This window comes from Streptomyces violaceus (assembly GCF_036014075.1).
In the GTDB taxonomy this organism is placed as follows: Bacteria; Actinomycetota; Actinomycetes; order Streptomycetales; family Streptomycetaceae; genus Streptomyces; species Streptomyces violaceus.
The window spans coordinates 6323584-6340628 of sequence record NZ_CP107911.1 but is presented as its reverse complement, the minus strand read 5'-3'; the positions used below and the strand labels follow the sequence as shown (position 1 = coordinate 6340628).

Sequence of the window (17045 nt, the reverse complement as noted above, 5' to 3'; positions counted from 1 at the left end):
ATCACGCGGGGACCGCTCCCAGCCAGGCATACGTGCCTGCGTACAGGGCATTTAGATGCCCCCTGCAACGAAAGGCGTACCGCCCGTGAGCGGGCGTTTTCCGCCTATCGTCGCTTTTTCGGCCCGTTCGACAGCGCCGCCGCGCGGACCGTGTCCCCGTCCCCGTCGAAAGGTAGGCGAGCGAGTCTTGTGACTGCCTCAGTCATTGCTCCCACGTCCGCGCTCAAGAGCCGCACGGCGAAGGCCCACGACACCACCGTCACCGACCCCGCGCTCGTCAAGCGCGCCGTGAAGGCGGCCGCGCTGGGCAACGCGATGGAATGGTTCGACTTCGGCGTCTACAGCTACATCGCGGTCACCCTGGGCAAGGTCTTCTTCCCGTCGGGCAACCCCACCGCGCAGCTGCTCTCCACGTTCGGCGCCTTCGCCGCGGCCTTCCTGGTCCGCCCCCTCGGCGGCATGGTCTTCGGCCCGCTCGGCGACCGCGTCGGCCGCCAGAAGGTCCTCGCGCTCACCATGATCATGATGGCCGCGGGCACCTTCGCGATCGGTCTGATCCCGTCGTACGCGACGATCGGTGTCGGCGCGCCGATCCTGCTCCTCGTGGCCCGCCTCGTGCAGGGCTTCTCCACCGGCGGCGAGTACGCGGGCGCCTCCACCTTCATCGCCGAGTACGCCCCCGACAAGCGGCGCGGCTTCCTCGGCAGCTGGCTGGAGTTCGGCACCCTCGCCGGCTACATCGGCGGCGCGGGCCTGGTCACCCTGATGACCGCCCTGCTCTCCGCCGACGACCTGACCTCCTGGGGCTGGCGCGTCCCGTTCCTGATCGCGGGCCCGATGGGCATCATCGGCCTCTACCTGCGGATGCGCCTGGAGGAGACCCCGGCGTTCGCGGCCGAGGTCGAGAAGGCCGAGACGAACCGGCCCAAGGTGCCGCTGCGCGAGATGATCACCGGCCAGTGGTGCGCGCTGCTGCTCTGCGTCGGCCTGGTGCTGGTCTTCAACGTCACCGACTACATGCTGCTGTCGTACATGCCGAGCTACCTGACCAGCGAGCTCCACTACGACGAGACACACGGTCTGCTCGTCGTCCTCGGTGTGATGGCGCTGATGATGATCGCCCAGCCGTTCATGGGCGCGCTGACCGACCGCGTCGGCCGCCGCCCGGTGATCGCCGCCGGGTGTGCGGGCTTCCTGCTGCTGTCCGTACCGGCCCTGCTGCTGATCCGCGAGGGCAGTCTGCTCGCGGTCGGGCTCGGCATGGGCGCGCTGGGCATGCTGCTGGTGTGCTTCACGGCGGCGATGCCCTCGGCGCTCCCGGCGCTGTTCCCGACCCGGGTCCGCTACGGCTCGCTCTCCATCGGCTTCAACGTCTCCGTGTCGCTGTTCGGCGGCACGACCCCGCTGGTGGTGACGGCCCTGATCGGCGCGACCGGGAACATGATGATGCCCGCGTACTACATGATGGCCGCGGCCGTGATCGGCGGTTTCGCGGTGTGGCGCATGACGGAGTCGGCGGGGCGCCCGCTGCCGGGCTCGGCACCGTCCGTGGCGGGATGAGACACGCCGGGTGAGATCCCCCTGGCAGCGGATCGTCGCACCAACTATCTTCGACAGCGCCAGTAGTTAGGGAATCTAACTATGCGTACGAAAGGTAGTGGCGCATGAGCGAGTCGCACGTCTGGGACGAGGTCGACGCCTACTTCACCACCCACCTCGCCCCGGACGACGAAGACCTGGCGGCGGCGCTGCGCGACAGCGACGCCGCCGGGCTTCCGCACATCAACGTGGCGGGGAACCAGGGCAAGCTCCTCCAGCTCCTCGCCCAGATCCAGGGCGCCCGCCACATCCTGGAGATCGGCACGCTCGGCGGCTACAGCACCATCTGGCTGGGCCGCGCCCTGCCCGCCGACGGGCGGCTGGTCTCCCTGGAGTACGACCCGGTGCACGCCGAGGTCGCCGTCCGCAACATCGCCCGCGCCGGGCTGGACCAGCTGGTCGAGGTACGGGTCGGCCCGGCCCTGGAGTCGCTGCCCAAGCTGGCCGACGAGAACCCGCCCCCGTTCGACCTGGTCTTCATCGACGCCGACAAGGCCAACAACCCGCACTACGTCGAGTGGGCCGTGAAGCTCACCAGCACGGGCAGCCTGATCGTCCTCGACAACGTCGTCCGCGGCGGCCGCGTGACCGACTCCGGCAGCACGGCCTCGGACGTGGTGGGCACCCGCGCCGCGATCGAACTGATCGGCAGCCATCCGAGGCTGAGCGGGACGGCGATCCAGACGGTCGGCACGAAGGGCTACGACGGGTTCGCGGTGGCGCGGGTGCTGGCGTAGGCCCTTCTTCGGGTGGGCCTCTCGGCGTGGTCAGACCTCGTGGTAGAAGCCCACGTTGACGCTGCGCGGGGCGGTGCGGTCATGGATGATGACCTCGCCGCTGCCGCCCCTGGGGAGCGGAACGGTGCCGCCGTAGGCGAGGGGCTGGGCGTACTCCCCGACCGTCAGCCGGACTTCGGAGGACGGGTCGGGCTGGGAGCCGCGCAGCCAGGTCAGCTGCCAGGCCCCCTCGGGTCCGCACAGGAACTCCAGATGGACGCGGGAGACGAACAGCCAGTCGTCCGGCGTCGAGAGCCGGCACACCGACTTGTCGCGGCCCACCCGCAGCACGGCACCCGGCTCGCTGGGCGCGTCGGCCATGAGCATGCCGGCCGTGGCACCCTCCTCCGCCGGGGACACGGCGGCCATGGTGAGTTCGAGCACGTGCGCTCCTCCTGAGACGTTCCTGGTGGGTCTGTCAGGGCCTGTGTGTCAGACAGGCACCGAGCCCGCCGCATGATAGAACGCCCGACTGCGCGCTGTCCGGCACAATGGCCTCATGACCGAGCGAAAGCCTCCCGGCGTCGACTTCGAGTCCTGGGTCGACAGACAGATCCGCGATGCGGAGACCCGCGGCGAGTTCGAACGGTTGCCGGGGGCGGGCAAGCCGCTGCCGGCCGACGTGGACGCCACCTACGACGAACTGTGGTGGATCAAGCGGAAGATGGCCCGCGAGGGCTTCTCCGTCCTGCCACCCGCACTGGCGCTGCGCAAGGAGGTCGAGGACGCGCTGCCCGCGGCCCTCGCGGCGCCCTCGGAACGGATCACGCGGAAGATCATCACGGAGATCAACGACAAGATCCGCGAGATGATGTTCAAGCCGCCGCCCGGCCCCCCGCTCGGTAAGAAGCCGTACGACGTCGAGGACGTCGTACGGCAGTGGCGGGAGCGCCGGGCGGATCTGTGAACGGGGCCGCTCACACGTGCAGGAGCCGCTCCGCCAGCTCGCGGTAGTCCTTCAGGGCCAGCCGGAGCTGCTCGGTGTCGGCGCTCGACACCGGCTTGCCCTCGCCGCTCTCGACGGACTGCCAGGAGTGGCGCAGGGTGCGGCGACGCTGCGCCACGGCCTCGGTGAACCGGGCCGCGATCTCCTCCAGCACGTGGTCGGCCTCCTCGACGGAGGCCCGGGGCCCGTCGACGAACCCGGCGACGGCGTGCTGCAGCCGCAGGCCGAGCTTGTCGGTCTCCTCGTGGGGGAAGAGGTGGGCTCGGGCGCCGGCGGACGTCCCCTTTTCGGCACCGAGGGCGTTCGTGCCGGTCGCGTTTTCGGCACCGAGGGCGTTCGTGCCGGTCGCGCGCTCGGCGTCGGCGCCGGTGCCGGGCGCGTCACCGCGGGCCGTTTCGGTGAGGCCCGTTTCGGTGCGGGCCGGGCGCGGGGGCGTGCCGTGGCCGGTGCCCAGGGCGCTCTCGCCTCGGGCGTCGGGGGCGGCGGCGGTGTTCTCGCCGGGCGGTCGGGTCACGTCGGACATTGTCTCAACTCTCCTTCGCCTGACGTCGGTTGATCGCCCACGGCATGTGCCCGCCGCGGGTGGTCGCGGCCTTGCGGCCGCCGTTCAGTCCGGCACGGCGGTGTCGGTCCTCGTGCCGTCGGTCCTCGTGCCGTCCGGCTCCGCCGTCGTGGCGGGCCGGCCGTATCAGTTCCTCGAACAGGGCGCGGGCCGCCACCATGGCCTCCCGCATGTCTTCCGTACCGGTGCCGCCGTCGCGGGCGTCCTCCGCGCGCAGATGTGCCGCACGGTGCACGCGCCGGTATCCGTCGACGTGCGGGGCGTGGTGCACGGACAGCGCGGCGAGCTGTTCCTCGTACTGGCCGCCGTCCGGGAAGCCCCGGGCGCCGGCGAGCTCGGCGAGCAGCCGGTCCGCCTCGGCGACCGCCTCCCGCGGCGAGTCGACGAACCGCTCCTGGGCGGCCGTCCAGCGCGCCTCGTACCGCTCGCGCTGCGCCGGTTCCAGCGCCCGCTCGCGCAGGTCGCCGTGGCGGTGCACGCGCTCGGTGAGTTCACGCTCGGCGGCCTTGGCGTCGCCGTCGTGGCGGGCGACGGCCCGGTCGTACTCGGGTCCGAAGCGCCGCTTCAGGCTCGGGCCGCGACGAGGCCCGCGGGCGCGCAGGGTCATGGCTGCCGCGATGATGACGACGACCGCCGCGATCACGATCAGAGCAATGATCAGGCCAGTGGACATGGATGCCTTCCGGGTTCTCGGCCCAACCGGCCTTCCTCGCGAGCCGGTTCGCCGACCGGGTAGCCCGGAAACCCGCCCCCAAACGGCACACGGCGGTCACACATATCCGGTTGCGGGCGCGGTAGGGCACCCGCCGAGAATGCGCTCATGACCTGGACCGTGACCCCGGAACCGTACGACTCCCCCGTCGCCGCCGCTCTGTGGCGGGCGTACTACACCGAGGTCAGCGACCGCTGGTACCTGCTGCACGAGGGCCGCCGCACCGACCCGGACGAGCTGGAGCGGGAGATCGCCGCCCAGCCGGGTGCCGACCTCGCGCCACCGCGCGGGCGGTTGCTGGTCGCCCGGAACGGCGGTGAGCCGGTCGGCACCGCGGGCGTACGGCTGTACGACGGCACGACCGCCGAGCTCAAGCGGGTGTTCCTGCACCGCCCGATGCGCGGCAGAGGCGGCGCCCCGCTCCTGGTCCGGGCCGCCGAGGACGCCGCCCGCGCGCTCGGCGCCGCACGACTGATCCTCGACACCCGCGGCGACCTCGTCGAGGCCCGTGCCCTCTACGCCCGGCTCGGTTACACGGAGACCGAGCCGTACAACGACGACCAGTACGCCGAGCACTGGTTCGCCAAGTCCCTCACCTGAACCACGTCACCTGAACCACCGGACGTACGGCCCCCGTTCAGCCCGTCCGCGCCGCCCGCCGCTCCTCGTAGGGCCGTTCGCCGTACGGCCGCTCGCGCCGCGACCCGCACAGTTCGCCGTTCAACTCCCGCACGAGTTGGACCAGATCGGTCGGCCGGTCGGGGCCCCACCAGTCGCCGAGCAGTTCGGCGAGGGACTCCTCGCGGGCCTGGGCCAGCCGATCGGCGACCTCGCGCCCCCGGTCGGTGAGGATCAGGCCGAGGCCCTCGCGCACGGCGAGCCGCCGCTCCTCGACCTGGCGGGCGGCCTCGATGATCACGGTCAGCGGCACGGGCATGCTCTCGGCCAGCATGGCCGGCTCGACCTCGCCGTACCTCCGGATCCGCAGCAGCAGCCAGCTCGCCGCGGGCAGCAGGTCGTAGCCCGCCCGGTCGGTGATCTTCCGATAGATCTCGCGCCGCCCCGCGCGGGTGCCGAGCACCGACAGCGCACGGCACACCTCGTCGCGCGAGGACCGCTCGACGGGGTTGCTGGCCAGGGTCTCGGTGACGTCGGGCGCGGTGACCGAGCCGCGCAGCCGGTCCTCCTTCAGGAACCAGGCCAGTACGAAGCCGACGAGCGCGACCGGGGCGGCGTAGAGGAAGACGTCCGTGATGGAGACGGCGTAGGCGTGCAGGGCCGGTGGGCGCAGGCCGGGCGGCAGGGCGGCGATGCCGCGCGGGTCGGCCTCCAGCGCGCCCACGGAGACGCCGGGCGGCAGCTGTGCGCCCCGGAAGGCGTCGGTGAGCTGGTCACCCAGCCGGCTCGCGAAGATCGTGCCGAAGACGGCGACGCCGAACGAGGCGCCGATCGAGCGGAAGAAGGTCGCGCCGGAGGTGGCGACGCCCAGGTCCTCGTACGGGACGGCGTTCTGCACGATGAGCACGAGGACCTGCATCACCAGGCCGAGGCCCAGCCCGAAGACCAGGAAGAAACCGCTCAGCTCGAGGGTGGAGCTGTTCTCGTCGAGCTGGTGGAGCAGGAGCAGCCCGAGCGTGGTGACGCCGGTGCCGGCGATCGGGAACACCTTCCAGCGGCCGGTGCGGCTGACGATCTGCCCGGAGGCCGTCGAGGCCAGCAGCAGGCCCGCCACCATCGGCAGCATGTGCACGCCGGACATGGTCGGGCTGACGCCCTGCACCACCTGGAGGAAGGTCGGCAGGTAGGTCATCGCGCCGAACAGGGCGAAGCCCACGACGAAACTGATCACGGCGGCGAGCGTGAAGGTGCGGACGCGGAAGAGTTTCAGCGGCAGCACGGGTTCGGCGGCGCGCCGCTCGACGGCCACGAAGACGACGGCGAGGACGACGCCCAGGACGGCGAGCCCGACGAGCTGCGCGGACCCCCACCCCCAGGTCGTACCGCCGAGGGAGGCGACCAGCACCAGGCAGGTGGCGACGGCCGCGATGAGGAAGGTGCCGAGGTAGTCGATGACGTGCCGTCGCGACCGGCGCGGGATGTGCAGGACGGCCGCGATCACGGCGAGCGCGACGATGCCGACGGGCAGATTGACGTAGAACACCCAACGCCAGCTCAGATGCTGCGTGAACAGCCCGCCGAGCAGCGGCCCGAGCACACTGGTCGCGCCGAACACGGCCCCGAACAGCCCCTGGTACCGACCGCGTTCGCGAGGCGGCACGAGATCCCCGACGATCGCCATCGACAACACCAGCAGCCCGCCCCCGCCGAGTCCCTGCAGGGCCCGGAAGGCGATGAGCTGGGTCATGTCCTGCGCCGTGCCGCACAGCGCGGAGCCGACGAGGAAGATCACGATCGCCGTCTGGAACAGCCTCTTGCGGCCGTACTGGTCGCCGAGCTTGCCCCACAGGGGGGTCGCGGCGGTCGCGGCCAGCAGGTAGGCGGTGACGACCCAGGACAGGTGATCCATGCCACCGAGGTCGCTGACGATGGTGGGCAGCGCGGTCGACACGATGGTCTGGTCCAGCGCGGCGAGCAGCATGCCGAGGAGCAGGGCACCGATGGAGACCAGTACGTTCCCGGGTACCTGCTCCGGGGCGAGGGTTTCCGCGGGTGAGGGTGTTGTGTCGTGCACATCCCCGGCCATGAGACCTCCCGAGGGTCCTGTGACATTTTCCATCGTGACCGGTGTGACGGGGTATGGCCTGCCGAGTCCTTTTGGAAGCGTTCATTCCGGGGGCTCCTCGACCGCACTGTGGAGAAGATCTGGATAATCTCTGGAGTTCGCGAGGGGAGGGAGGAACGCGTGGAACCGCTTAATGGCCACCCGTGCCCGGAGTGCGGCGCGCCCAGACAGCGGGACAAGTCCCCTTCCTGCGCCTGCACCGACCGAGCCGCCGAGGCCCTGCGCGACGCCCGCACGGCCCAGGCCGCGGCGGCGGAGGACTTCGACCCGTTACGGATCCGCCCGTACGTCGAACTCGACGGCGGAGCCGGTCCCTCGGGGCCCGAGGACCCGGCCGGGCAGGACACACCGGCGACGACTCCCCAGCCAGAAGGCACCCCGCGAGGGCGTCTGACGGACCCTGCGGCGGTTCCGGGCGCGAGGGCTTCACGTACGGGGGTTCCGGGCACGGAAGCTTCACGTACAGGGGTTCCGGGCACGGGGGTTCCGGGCACGGGAGCTTTGCGCACGGGGGCTTCGCGCACCGCGGGAGCGGCGCAACCGGCCTCGCCGGACACCCCGCCCACGCAGGCCCCGCACACCGGAAACCCCCCGCAGGCGCCCGACGAGGCCGAGCGACACCCCCGGACGGACCCGGCGAAGGCCCCGCACACCACGGGAGCCACGCAACCGCCCTCGGCGGTCACCCCGACCGTCCGCCCGCTCGCCCAGCACCCCGGAGGCCCCGCACAGGCGCCCGACAGGGCCCCGCGACAGCCGCGGACGAACCCGGCGGAGACCTCGCACACCGCAGGGGCCGCACAACCGCCCCCGTCGAGCACTCCGACCGTCCGCCCGCTCGCCCAGGCCCCGCACCCCGGAGGTCCCACACAGGCGGCCGACGGCGCCTCGCGACAGCCACTCACGGACCCTGCGGGAGCTTCGCAGCCGCCCTCCCCCGACCTCCCGACCGCGCCCCCGCACGCCATCGGCAACCCCGCGCGGCCGTCCGACAGGGCCCCGCGGCAGCCCGGGACGAACCCGGCGGAGACCTCGCACACCGCGGGGGCCGCGCAGCTGCCCTCGCCCGCCACGCCGACCACGCCCCCGCATGCCGGAGCCCCCGCCCAGGCATCCGACGGCGCCCCGCGCCGGCGGCTCACGGACCCTGCGGGAGCCGCCCCGCAACCGCCCGCGCCCGACGCCCCGCCCGCACGCACGCACGCTCAGGCCCCGCGCTCCGGGAGCGTAGCCCCGCCGCCCTCCCCCGCCGACACGACCATGCCCCTGCGCCCGGTGGACCCGGACGCGACCACCGTACTGCCGACCACCCCGACCACGGGCGCGACCACCGTGCCGCCGACCACCCCGGCCGCGGACTCGACCACCGTGCCGCCGGTCACCCCAGGCCCGGACGCGGCCGCCTCGGATCAGGACGCGACCACCGTTCTGCCGGCCGTCCCAGCCGCTCCCGCCTCCGCCCCCGCGCCGGACGCGACCTCCGTGCTCCCGACGCCCCTGGCCCCCGACGGGGCCCTGCCGAGCGTGACCGATCTGCGGCTGTTCGACAGCACCGGGACGTCGGCCGTGGCACCGGGCAGGCCGGAGTCGGCCGAGTTCGAGTCCGAGTCCGGCGGCAGGCCCCGTCGGCGGCGTCGTATCGTCCTGCTCGCCGCGGCCGGGGCATGTGTCGCCGTGGTGACGGCGGCGGGGTACGCGAGCGGACTGTTCTTCTACGAAGGGCCCTCCCGGAACACCGCGTTGCCGGACGGCATCCGGGCGAGCGTGCCGGACGCCCCGTCGAGCAGCCCGGCGTCCTCGTCACCGACGCGGAGCGCACCGGCCACACCGTCGGCCCCCGCGGCACCGCCGCCGGTCCCGTCCCGCACCGGGAGCCCGTCGGCCTCCCCGTCACCGTCCGCGCCGAGCGCCTCGCCGAGCCCCTCACAGACGGCCTCCCCGTCGGCGCCCGAGACGTCCGCGACGGCGACCGGCCCCGGGAAGTCGCCGCCGGACAACTCCCGCCAGAACGGCAGCCCCACCGTCCTGCGCCTCGGCGACCGCGGCCCGGAGGTCACCGAACTCCAGTCGCGCCTGCGCCAGTTGTTCCTCTACGACGACGACACCGACGGCACCTTCGACGACCGGCTCCAGGACGCGGTCCGCAACTACCAGTACTCACGCGGCATCCAGGTCGACGACCTCGGCGTCTACGACCGGGACACCCGAGCGAAGCTGGAGTCGGAAACCCAGGAGCCGTAGACCACCCGCGCGCCGTACGGTGACGCCGTGACAACTCAGGTGATCGTTCTCAACGGCGGCTCCAGCTCCGGCAAGTCCGGACTCGTCCGGTGCCTGCAAGAGGTGCTGCCGGATCCATGGCCGGCCTTCGGCGTCGACTCGTTCGTCGAGGCGCTGCCCGCGAGGATGAAAGGCGCGGACGGCGGGATCACCTTCGCGCCCGACGGCGGCGTGAACGTGGGCGCGGATTTCCGGGCCCTGGACGCGGCCTGGACCGAGGGCGTCGCCGCCATGGCCCGCGCCGGCGCCAGGGTCATCATCGACGACGTCTTCCTCGGCGGACCGGCGTCCCAGCAGCGGTGGCAGAAGGCCCTGGCCGGACTCGCCGTGCTGTGGGTCGGCGTCAGGTGCGACAGCGCGGTCGCCGCGGCCCGTGAGATCGCCCGGGGAGACCGGGTCCGGGGCATGGCCGCGGCACAGGCACAGCTCGTGCACGAGGGCGTGAGGTACGACCTGGAGGTGGACACGACACACACCGAGTCCCTGGAGTGCGCCCGCACCATCGCCGCCCACATCGGCTGACCTGCCGGCCCCGGGGGGACCGGCCCAGGCGTCCTCTACGGTCTTCCTTCGGTGTCCGAGACGACGGCCAATCGATCAGCAATTCGGTGGCAAGCGTGTGCGAGTTCGGGTGGGTGGAGGTCGGCGAGTTCGGTATCGAAGGTGGCGAGGATCCCGGCGACACCGGCCCAGGACCAGGCGCCGAGGGTGATGCGGCAATGCTCGGTGTCGAGGTGCTCGACGACCGAACCGCCTGGTGCCCAGCGGGCGACGACGCCGGCCGGCAGGTTGAGTCGGGCTGTGCCGGTGCACGGCCAGGCGGCGGGGGTGTCGCCGCGATCGTGACTGCTCATGACGAAGTGAGCGAGGTCGTCGTAGGGGAGTTCGCGCGGACTGAAGCGGTGTGTCGTGGGGCGAGGGCGGAGCCGGTCGACACGGTGCACTCGCCACTGGTGGTCTGCGAGGTCGTAGGCGACCAGGTACCACCGGCCGGCCCAGACGACCAGATGGTGGGGCTCGATGCGGCGGGCGGGCAGGAAGTCGTCATCGCCGCTTTCGGGGCGTGAGCCGTCGGCACGCAGCGTTTCGGTGACGAGCACGTGGCGGTGGCGCACCGCGGCCCCCACGGCGGTGAGCGCGGTCGAGTCGATGGGGGGCGCCGGGAACTCCCAGTAGTTCCGCAACCTGGTCAGGCGCAGGGACTTCATCGATTCCCGCAGCGCGGCGGGCATGGCCTGTTCCAGGGTGACCAGCGCCCGCGCCGCGTCGTCTCTCAGGCCTGACACCGTGCTGGGCGCGGCCTGGAGGGCCACCGCGACCGCAAGGGCCTGATCGTGGTCGAACACCAGCGGAGGGAGGGTGTGCCCCGTGCCGAGCTGGTAACCGCCATCGGGCCCGTGGACGGTGGTGATCGGGTATCCGAGCTGGCGCAGGGTCTCGATGTCACGGCGGACGGTGCGCTCACTGACCCCAAGCCCGGAGGCGAGCTCGCGCAGTGGCCACCGGCGGCGCGATCCGAACAGGGACAGCAGCCGCAATGCCCGTCGTGAGGTGCTCGCCATCGCCCCATCATGCCCGGTAATGGCCACTCGGTGACCACTACCGGTGCCACTGTTGAAATGCCCGTGCAGGCAAGAAACGGCGGAAAAGGACGGACAAGTATGCGTGTTGTCGTGGTCGGTGGCGGGATCGGTGGACTCGCGCTGGGGGCGGGGTTGCGCCGCAGGGGATGGGAGGTGGCGGTGTTCGACCGCGACACCGACGTGGCGGCGACAGGCGGCTACCACATCACCCTGGACGAGCGGGCTCAGTCGGCGCTGCGGGGGATGGTGGCCCCGGAGACCATGCGGCGGCTGCTGGCGTCGGCCTCTGCGCTTCGGCTGCGCGACCGCGACGCGTTCTGGGACCGTCGCGGCCGGCTGCTCGGCCGTGGGCCGGATCTCAGCGGCGACGCCGGCATCGATGTCGATCGCATCACCCTGCGCATGCTGCTCGCCGAGGAGGTCGGCGATGCCCTGCATCTGGGGCGGACGGTGTCCGACGTGAGCCAGGGCGAGGACGGCGCACCCCGAGTGCTGTTCACCGACGCCGCACCTGTCTCGGCGGATCTGGTGGTGGGCGCGGACGGCACCCACTCCCTGGTTGCCCAGCGCCTGGCGGGAGGCCGGACCAACAGCCCGGCGGGCATCACCGGGTTCTCCGGCCGTACCCTCCGCACTGACCTGAGTCCCGGTGAACAGGAACGGCTCGGACCACGATCAGGGCTGGCGATCGGCCCACGGGGTGCGGCGCTGTACATCGGCTTCCTCGACCCGGTCGGCAACGTCGCGCTCGACGCCCCCGAGCTGCGGATGTCCATCACCACCGGTCCCACCTACATCTGGGGCGCCATGTTCCCCGAATCCCCCGCGACCGACTCCCTGCGCGCCTTACGCGACAGCGCGTTGCAGGCCGCGCTGTCGAGACGGTTCCGCGAGCAGGGCTGGGCCGAGCACACACTTGAAGTCATCGCCCGCGCCGACCCGCGCAGCGTGGCCGCGTACCGCTTCAACGCCGCCTCGACCCGTGCCACCGAGCTCGCGCCATGGCCTGCGGGCCGCATCACCGCGCTCGGCGACGCCGTCCACGCGACACCACCCACCGCCGGCATGGGGGCCGGCGCGGCAATCCGCGATGCTGCCGCCCTGCTTCAGCACCTGGGCAACGTCACTGACGGCGATACGACGACGGCCGAGGCCGTGAACCAATTCGAGGCGGGCATGCGCCGGCGCGGCAGCGAGGTCCTCGGCCTTGCCATGAGAACGGTCCGGTTGATCCTGGCCACCGACACCACGCTCGGCGCCGCCGCTACCGCCGTGACCACCCCGATCCTGGCCGCTGCCGCCCGGCTGCGTCATCGATGACCGACGTCGGCCCAAGCGCGGCTCAGTCCTCACGGCCGCCGTCAGCGTCGTCCAGCCCTACGACGTCCGGGCCAGGCAGAGGGACCGGTCCGGCGGGATGGGTCCGGCGGGGTCGGTCCGGCGGGATCCGCGCCGACCGCAGCCGCCCGAGCCGGAACGCGCCGATCTGAATGAGTGTGGTCGACTCAGATTGACGGCGACCCGCACCCGTCCGGGATGACGCGACACCTCAACATGCGAGAGTTCACCAGTCCCAGGGCCGGTTACCCGACGTGGAGGCGGACCGTCCCGTCCCCGACCGCCTCCACACGCACCCGCGTGAGGTCCTCCACCACCACGTCCGGCTCGTGGGCCGCGGCCCGGGGCCCGACGCCCACCACGGTCATCCCGGCCGCGCGCCCCGCCGCGATCCCGGCCCCGGAGTCCTCGAACACCACACAGTCCGCGGGCGCCACGCCCAGCTCGGCGGCGCCCTTGAGGAAGCCCTCGGGGTCGGGCTTGCTCGCCCCGACGGATTCCGCCGTCACCCGCACCTCGGGCTGCTCAAGACCGGCCGCGGCCATCCGCGCCGTCGAGAGCGGAACATCGGCGGAGGTCACGAGCGCGTGCGGCAGCCCGCGCAGCGAGGCGAGGAACTCCGGCGCCCCGGGGATCGCGACGACACCGTCGGTGTCCGCCGTCTCGTCGGCGAGCATCCGGGCGTTGTCGGCGTAGTTCTGCTCCATCGGCCGGCCGGGCAGCAACAGCGCCATCGACGCGTAGCCCTGCCGCCCGTGGACGACCTTCATGACCTCGTCCCCGTCGAGCCCGTGCCGCTCGGCCCAGCGCCGCCAGACGCGTTCGACCGAGGCATCGGAGTTGACGAGGGTGCCGTCCATGTCCAGCAGGAGGGCGCGGGCGGTGAGCACGGCGGTGGCCGTCATCGGCTGCTCCAAGGCTCAGGGCGTGAGAGACGCGGCCTGCGCCTCCGGCACGTCAAGCGCGGAAGAGGGGGCAGACGACGGATCGCGTCCGTCGCCCCCGGAGGGACAAGGCGGCCCCGCCCGCCGGTCAGGGAAAACGGGCGAGGGCCACTTTGTTCCCCCACGGTACAAAACAATCCCCGCTTCGCGCCAGACCCCCCGGCAGACGTTCATCCACCGTTCAGCTCGCCCCGGCTCATCCGCTCACGGCCTCCCACAGGCTCCACACCCCGAGCGCCAGCATCACCAGCGCCGCGATCTGTGTGATCAGCCGCAGCGGCACCTTCTTCATCAGCGCCTTTCCGCCGACGATGCCGATCCCGGCCACCGCCCACAGCGCGAGCACCGCGCCCAGACCGACGGAGAGCGGGTCGTCGTAGCGGGCGGCCAGGTTGGCCGTCATGATCTGGGTGAGATCGCCGAACTCGGCGACCAGGATGAGCATGAAGCCCCGGCCCGAGACCTTCCAGAAGGACTGGTTCTCCGGCTTGCGGACCTCTTCTTCGTCCTCGGCCTTCTTCAGCAGCAGCACCGCGGCCCCGCCCAGGAAGAGCACGCCCGTCAGCGCCTGCACGATCTGCTGCGGCAGCAGCGTCAGCACACTGCCCGCCGCGACGGCGAGCGCGACGTGCAGCGCGAAGGCGGCGGCGACACCGGCGAAGACGTAGGAGGCGCGGTAGCGGGTGCCGAGGACGAGGCCGGCGAGGGCGGTCTTGTCCGGCAGTTCGGCGAGGAAGACGACGCCGAAGACGACGGCCGTCACGGTCAGGCTGATCAAGGGTTCCTCAATCGGTCGGGGCTGCCCCACCGAGAGTGCTGAACCTTCACGCGACACACCTCGGCACGGCAGCACACGCGGCACCCGTGCCGTACGGCACGGGCGTGCACTGCTTGCCGAAGGTCTCGCTGGCCGGTCCGGGAAAGGACCTGCCTCCGGGCGCCGGCTCAGGCGAGCTGAGCAGTATGTCGACGGTCCGGCGAAGAGCTACTCCCCTTCTGCGCCGTCCATCGTACGCGACGCCCCCGAACCGGCAGTTCCGCCTCGAACCCTTGTCATGTCATGAACTCGTCACTACCTTCTCACCTCACGCACATCTCCCCGCAACACGGCGCGGCGAGCATTCTCCCGCTCGCCGCCCAACACCCCCACCCCACAAGGGAGTTCGTATGCCGAAGTTCTACGCGCGTCGACGGCTCAGCATACTCGCGGGCCTCACCGGCCTCATAGCCTCGGCCGGACTGATCAACGGTCCGGCTGCCTCCGCCGCCCTCCCCACCCCCGTGAGCGCCTCCACGGCCCGCACCTACCTCGCCTCTCTCACCGTGGCCACCGAGGACCGCACCGGCTACAACCGTGACCTCTTCCCGCACTGGATCACCCAGTCCGGCGCCTGCAACACCCGCGAGGTCGTCCTCAAACGCGACGGCTCGAACGTCCAGCAGGACTCCTCCTGCGCCGCCACCAGCGGCAGCTGGTACTCCGTCTACGACGGCGCCACCTGGTCCGCCGCCTCCGACGTCGACATCGACCACCTGATCCCGCTGGCCGAGGCCTGGGACTCCGGCGCCGACTCCTGGACGACCTCCCGCCGCCAGTCCTTCGCCAACGACCTGACGCGCCCGCAGCTCATCGCGGTCACCGACAACGTCAACCAGGCCAAGGGCGACCAGGACCCGGCCACCTGGATGCCCTCCCGGACGGCGTACCGCTGCACCTACGTCCGCGCCTGGGTCCAGGTGAAGTACTACTACGGCCTCTCGGTCGACTCCGCCGAGAAGTCCGCGCTCCAGAACTATCTCGCGAGCTGCTGACACCAGGTATTTCCGGCCAGGATCTCCCCGCTGACCTCCGTCGTTCCGTACCGTACGGGGCGACGGAGAGGGGAACACCATGGCCGGACTGCGCCTCGGACCACTGCTGAGGTACACCGACGGCTCGTCCGCGACCGTATGGGTCGAGACGAGCCGTCCGTGCTCCACCGAGGTGCGCTGCGCCGACGGCGCCGGAGGCTCGGCCCGCACCTTCCAGATCGCGGGCCACCACTACGCGCTGATCCCGGTGACCGGCCTCACGGCCGGTACGACCACGACGTACGAGGTCCTCCTCGACGGCACCCGCGTGTGGCCGCTGCCCGGCTCCCCCTTCCCGCCCTCGGCGATCCACGCGCCGGGCCCGGAGGACGGCCTCCGTGTCGCCTTCGGCTCCTGCCGCTGGGCCGCACCACCCGCGGGCGGGCACGACCCCGTCGGCCCGGACGCCCTGGACGCGCTCGCCACCCGTCTCGCGGCCGACCCGGAGGGTGAGCGGCCCGACGTCCTGCTGCTGCTGGGCGATCAGGTGTACGCCGACGAGACCTCCGACAGCACCGAGCGCTGGCTGGCGGCCCGCCGCGACCTGAACGAACCGCCGGGCAACGGGGTCGCGGACTACGAGGAATACACGCACCTCTACTACGAGTCGTGGCTCGACCCGCGCATCCGCTGGCTGCTGTCCACCGTGCCCAGTTTCATGATCTTCGACGACCACGACGTCATCGACGACTGGAACACCTCCGCCGCCTGGCTCACCGACATGCGGGCCACCGACTGGTGGCAGGAGCGGCTGCTGAGCGGCCTGATGTCGTACTGGGTCCACCAGCACCTGGGCAACCTGTCCCTCGAGGAGCTGGCGGCCGACCCGGTGTACGCGGGCGTCCGCGAGGTCCCCGACGGCACCGACGTGCTGCGCGCCTTCGCCGCCCGGGCCGACGAGGACGCGACCACGGCCCGCTGGAGCTACCGGCGCGACTTCGGGCGCGTACGCATCCTGATGGTGGACAGCCGGGCGGCCCGCGTCCTCGCCGAGGACAGCCGCGCGATGCTCGACCCGGGCGAGGATGCCTGGCTGCGCCAGCAGGTACGGGACACACCCGAGGCATACGACCACCTCCTCATCGGCACCTCGCTGCCCTGGCTGCTGCCGCATCTGGTGCACGACGCCGAGGGCTGGAACGCGGCGCTGTGCCGGGGTGAACGGGGCGAGCGCTGGGCGCGGGTCGGGGAGAAGGTGCGGCGGGCCGCCGACCTGGAGCACTGGTCGGCGTTCCCCGAGTCCTTCGCCGGGCTGGCGGAGCTGATCGCCGAGGCCGGCTCGGGGCGGGACGCGCCCGCGACGGTGTGCGTGCTGTCCGGGGATGTGCACCACGCCTACGTAGCCGAGCCCTCGTGGCCCGGCCGCGGGCCCGACGCCCGGGTGGTGCAGCTCGTCTGCTCCCCCGTCCACAACTCCGTCCCGCTGTCGATCCGGATGGGCTTCCGGATCGGCTGGACCGCGGTGGCGCGCACCCTCGGACGCTGCCTCGCCCGGCACGGCCGCCTCCCCCGCCCGCCGGTCACCTGGCGCAAGACGGGCGGCCCCTGGTTCGGCAACCAGCTCATGACCCTGACCCTGCACGGCCGTTCGGCCCGGCTGCGCCTGGAGCAGGCCAAGGCACGGCAGGGGGCGGGCCCCCGTCTGACCACGCTCCAGGACTCCGAACTTGCCCCGCAACACACCCGTTCCACCCCTTTGTGACCGGCGTGT

General features: G+C 72.2%; 16 protein-coding genes. 9 read left to right on the top strand and 7 right to left on the bottom strand.

The window, feature by feature from the left end:
- The first annotated feature begins 189 nt into the window (after positions 1-189).
- Positions 190-1560 (top strand): glycine betaine/L-proline transporter ProP, encoded by a 1371-nt coding sequence (gene proP / locus OG542_RS28540; RefSeq protein ID WP_408057799.1) that lies wholly within the window; start codon positions 190-192, stop codon positions 1558-1560.
- 104 nt (positions 1561-1664) lie between these two features.
- The gene (locus tag OG542_RS28535; RefSeq protein ID WP_328414452.1) at positions 1665-2336 is read left to right on the top strand and encodes an O-methyltransferase; all 672 of its coding nucleotides are present in this window, start codon (positions 1665-1667) and stop codon (positions 2334-2336) included.
- Positions 2337-2366: 30 nt separating this feature from the next.
- On the opposite strand, the gene OG542_RS28530 is transcribed toward OG542_RS28535, so the two are convergent.
- The gene (locus tag OG542_RS28530) at positions 2367-2759 is read right to left on the bottom strand and encodes a hypothetical protein (protein ID WP_328414450.1); all 393 of its coding nucleotides are present in this window, start codon (positions 2757-2759) and stop codon (positions 2367-2369) included.
- 115 nt (positions 2760-2874) lie between these two features.
- On the opposite strand from OG542_RS28530, the gene OG542_RS28525 reads away from it, so the two are divergent.
- Positions 2875-3282: a DnaJ family domain-containing protein gene (locus OG542_RS28525; protein WP_328414448.1), complete on the top strand. Its 408-nt coding sequence runs from the start codon at positions 2875-2877 to the stop codon at positions 3280-3282.
- Between the two features lie 10 nt (positions 3283-3292).
- On the opposite strand, the gene OG542_RS28520 is transcribed toward OG542_RS28525, so the two are convergent.
- The gene (locus OG542_RS28520; protein ID WP_328414446.1) at positions 3293-3844 is read right to left on the bottom strand and encodes a hypothetical protein; all 552 of its coding nucleotides are present in this window, start codon (positions 3842-3844) and stop codon (positions 3293-3295) included.
- 4 nt (positions 3845-3848) lie between these two features.
- On the bottom strand, positions 3849-4556 hold the full coding sequence (locus OG542_RS28515; RefSeq protein ID WP_328414444.1) for a hypothetical protein: 708 nt from the start codon (positions 4554-4556) through the stop codon (positions 3849-3851).
- A gap of 147 nt (positions 4557-4703) precedes the next feature.
- Between OG542_RS28515 and OG542_RS28510 the strand changes: the two genes are divergently transcribed.
- Positions 4704-5195 (top strand): GNAT family N-acetyltransferase, encoded by a 492-nt coding sequence (locus OG542_RS28510; protein ID WP_328414442.1) that lies wholly within the window; start codon positions 4704-4706, stop codon positions 5193-5195.
- Positions 5196-5232: 37 nt separating this feature from the next.
- On the opposite strand, the gene OG542_RS28505 is transcribed toward OG542_RS28510, so the two are convergent.
- On the bottom strand, positions 5233-7299 hold the full coding sequence (locus tag OG542_RS28505; protein WP_328414440.1) for an MDR family MFS transporter: 2067 nt from the start codon (positions 7297-7299) through the stop codon (positions 5233-5235).
- Between the two features lie 540 nt (positions 7300-7839).
- Here OG542_RS28505 and OG542_RS28500 point away from each other — a divergent pair.
- Positions 7840-9579: a peptidoglycan-binding domain-containing protein gene (locus OG542_RS28500; protein WP_328414438.1), complete on the top strand. Its 1740-nt coding sequence runs from the start codon at positions 7840-7842 to the stop codon at positions 9577-9579.
- Positions 9580-9606: 27 nt separating this feature from the next.
- Entirely contained in the window at positions 9607-10140 is a 534-nt protein-coding gene (cpt, locus tag OG542_RS28495) for a chloramphenicol phosphotransferase CPT (RefSeq protein ID WP_328414436.1), read from the top strand.
- A gap of 35 nt (positions 10141-10175) precedes the next feature.
- On the opposite strand, the gene OG542_RS28490 is transcribed toward cpt, so the two are convergent.
- Positions 10176-11180 (bottom strand): helix-turn-helix transcriptional regulator, encoded by a 1005-nt coding sequence (locus OG542_RS28490; protein WP_328414434.1) that lies wholly within the window; start codon positions 11178-11180, stop codon positions 10176-10178.
- Between the two features lie 99 nt (positions 11181-11279).
- On the opposite strand from OG542_RS28490, the gene OG542_RS28485 reads away from it, so the two are divergent.
- The gene (locus OG542_RS28485) at positions 11280-12521 is read left to right on the top strand and encodes an FAD-dependent oxidoreductase (RefSeq protein WP_328414432.1); all 1242 of its coding nucleotides are present in this window, start codon (positions 11280-11282) and stop codon (positions 12519-12521) included.
- 263 nt (positions 12522-12784) lie between these two features.
- On the opposite strand, the gene OG542_RS28480 is transcribed toward OG542_RS28485, so the two are convergent.
- Entirely contained in the window at positions 12785-13444 is a 660-nt protein-coding gene (locus tag OG542_RS28480; RefSeq protein WP_311125445.1) for an HAD-IA family hydrolase, read from the bottom strand.
- 235 nt (positions 13445-13679) lie between these two features.
- On the bottom strand, positions 13680-14261 hold the full coding sequence (locus tag OG542_RS28475; RefSeq protein ID WP_328414430.1) for a TMEM165/GDT1 family protein: 582 nt from the start codon (positions 14259-14261) through the stop codon (positions 13680-13682).
- Positions 14262-14650: 389 nt separating this feature from the next.
- Here OG542_RS28475 and OG542_RS28470 point away from each other — a divergent pair, with 389 nt between their 5' ends.
- Together OG542_RS28470 and OG542_RS28465 are read left to right on the top strand one after the other, a co-directional pair.
- A complete protein-coding gene (locus tag OG542_RS28470; protein WP_311125447.1) occupies positions 14651-15295 on the top strand; it encodes an HNH endonuclease family protein in 645 nt (214 codons plus the stop codon).
- Between the two features lie 79 nt (positions 15296-15374).
- Positions 15375-17036: an alkaline phosphatase D family protein gene (locus OG542_RS28465; protein WP_328414427.1), complete on the top strand. Its 1662-nt coding sequence runs from the start codon at positions 15375-15377 to the stop codon at positions 17034-17036.
- Positions 17037-17045 lie beyond the last annotated feature (9 nt).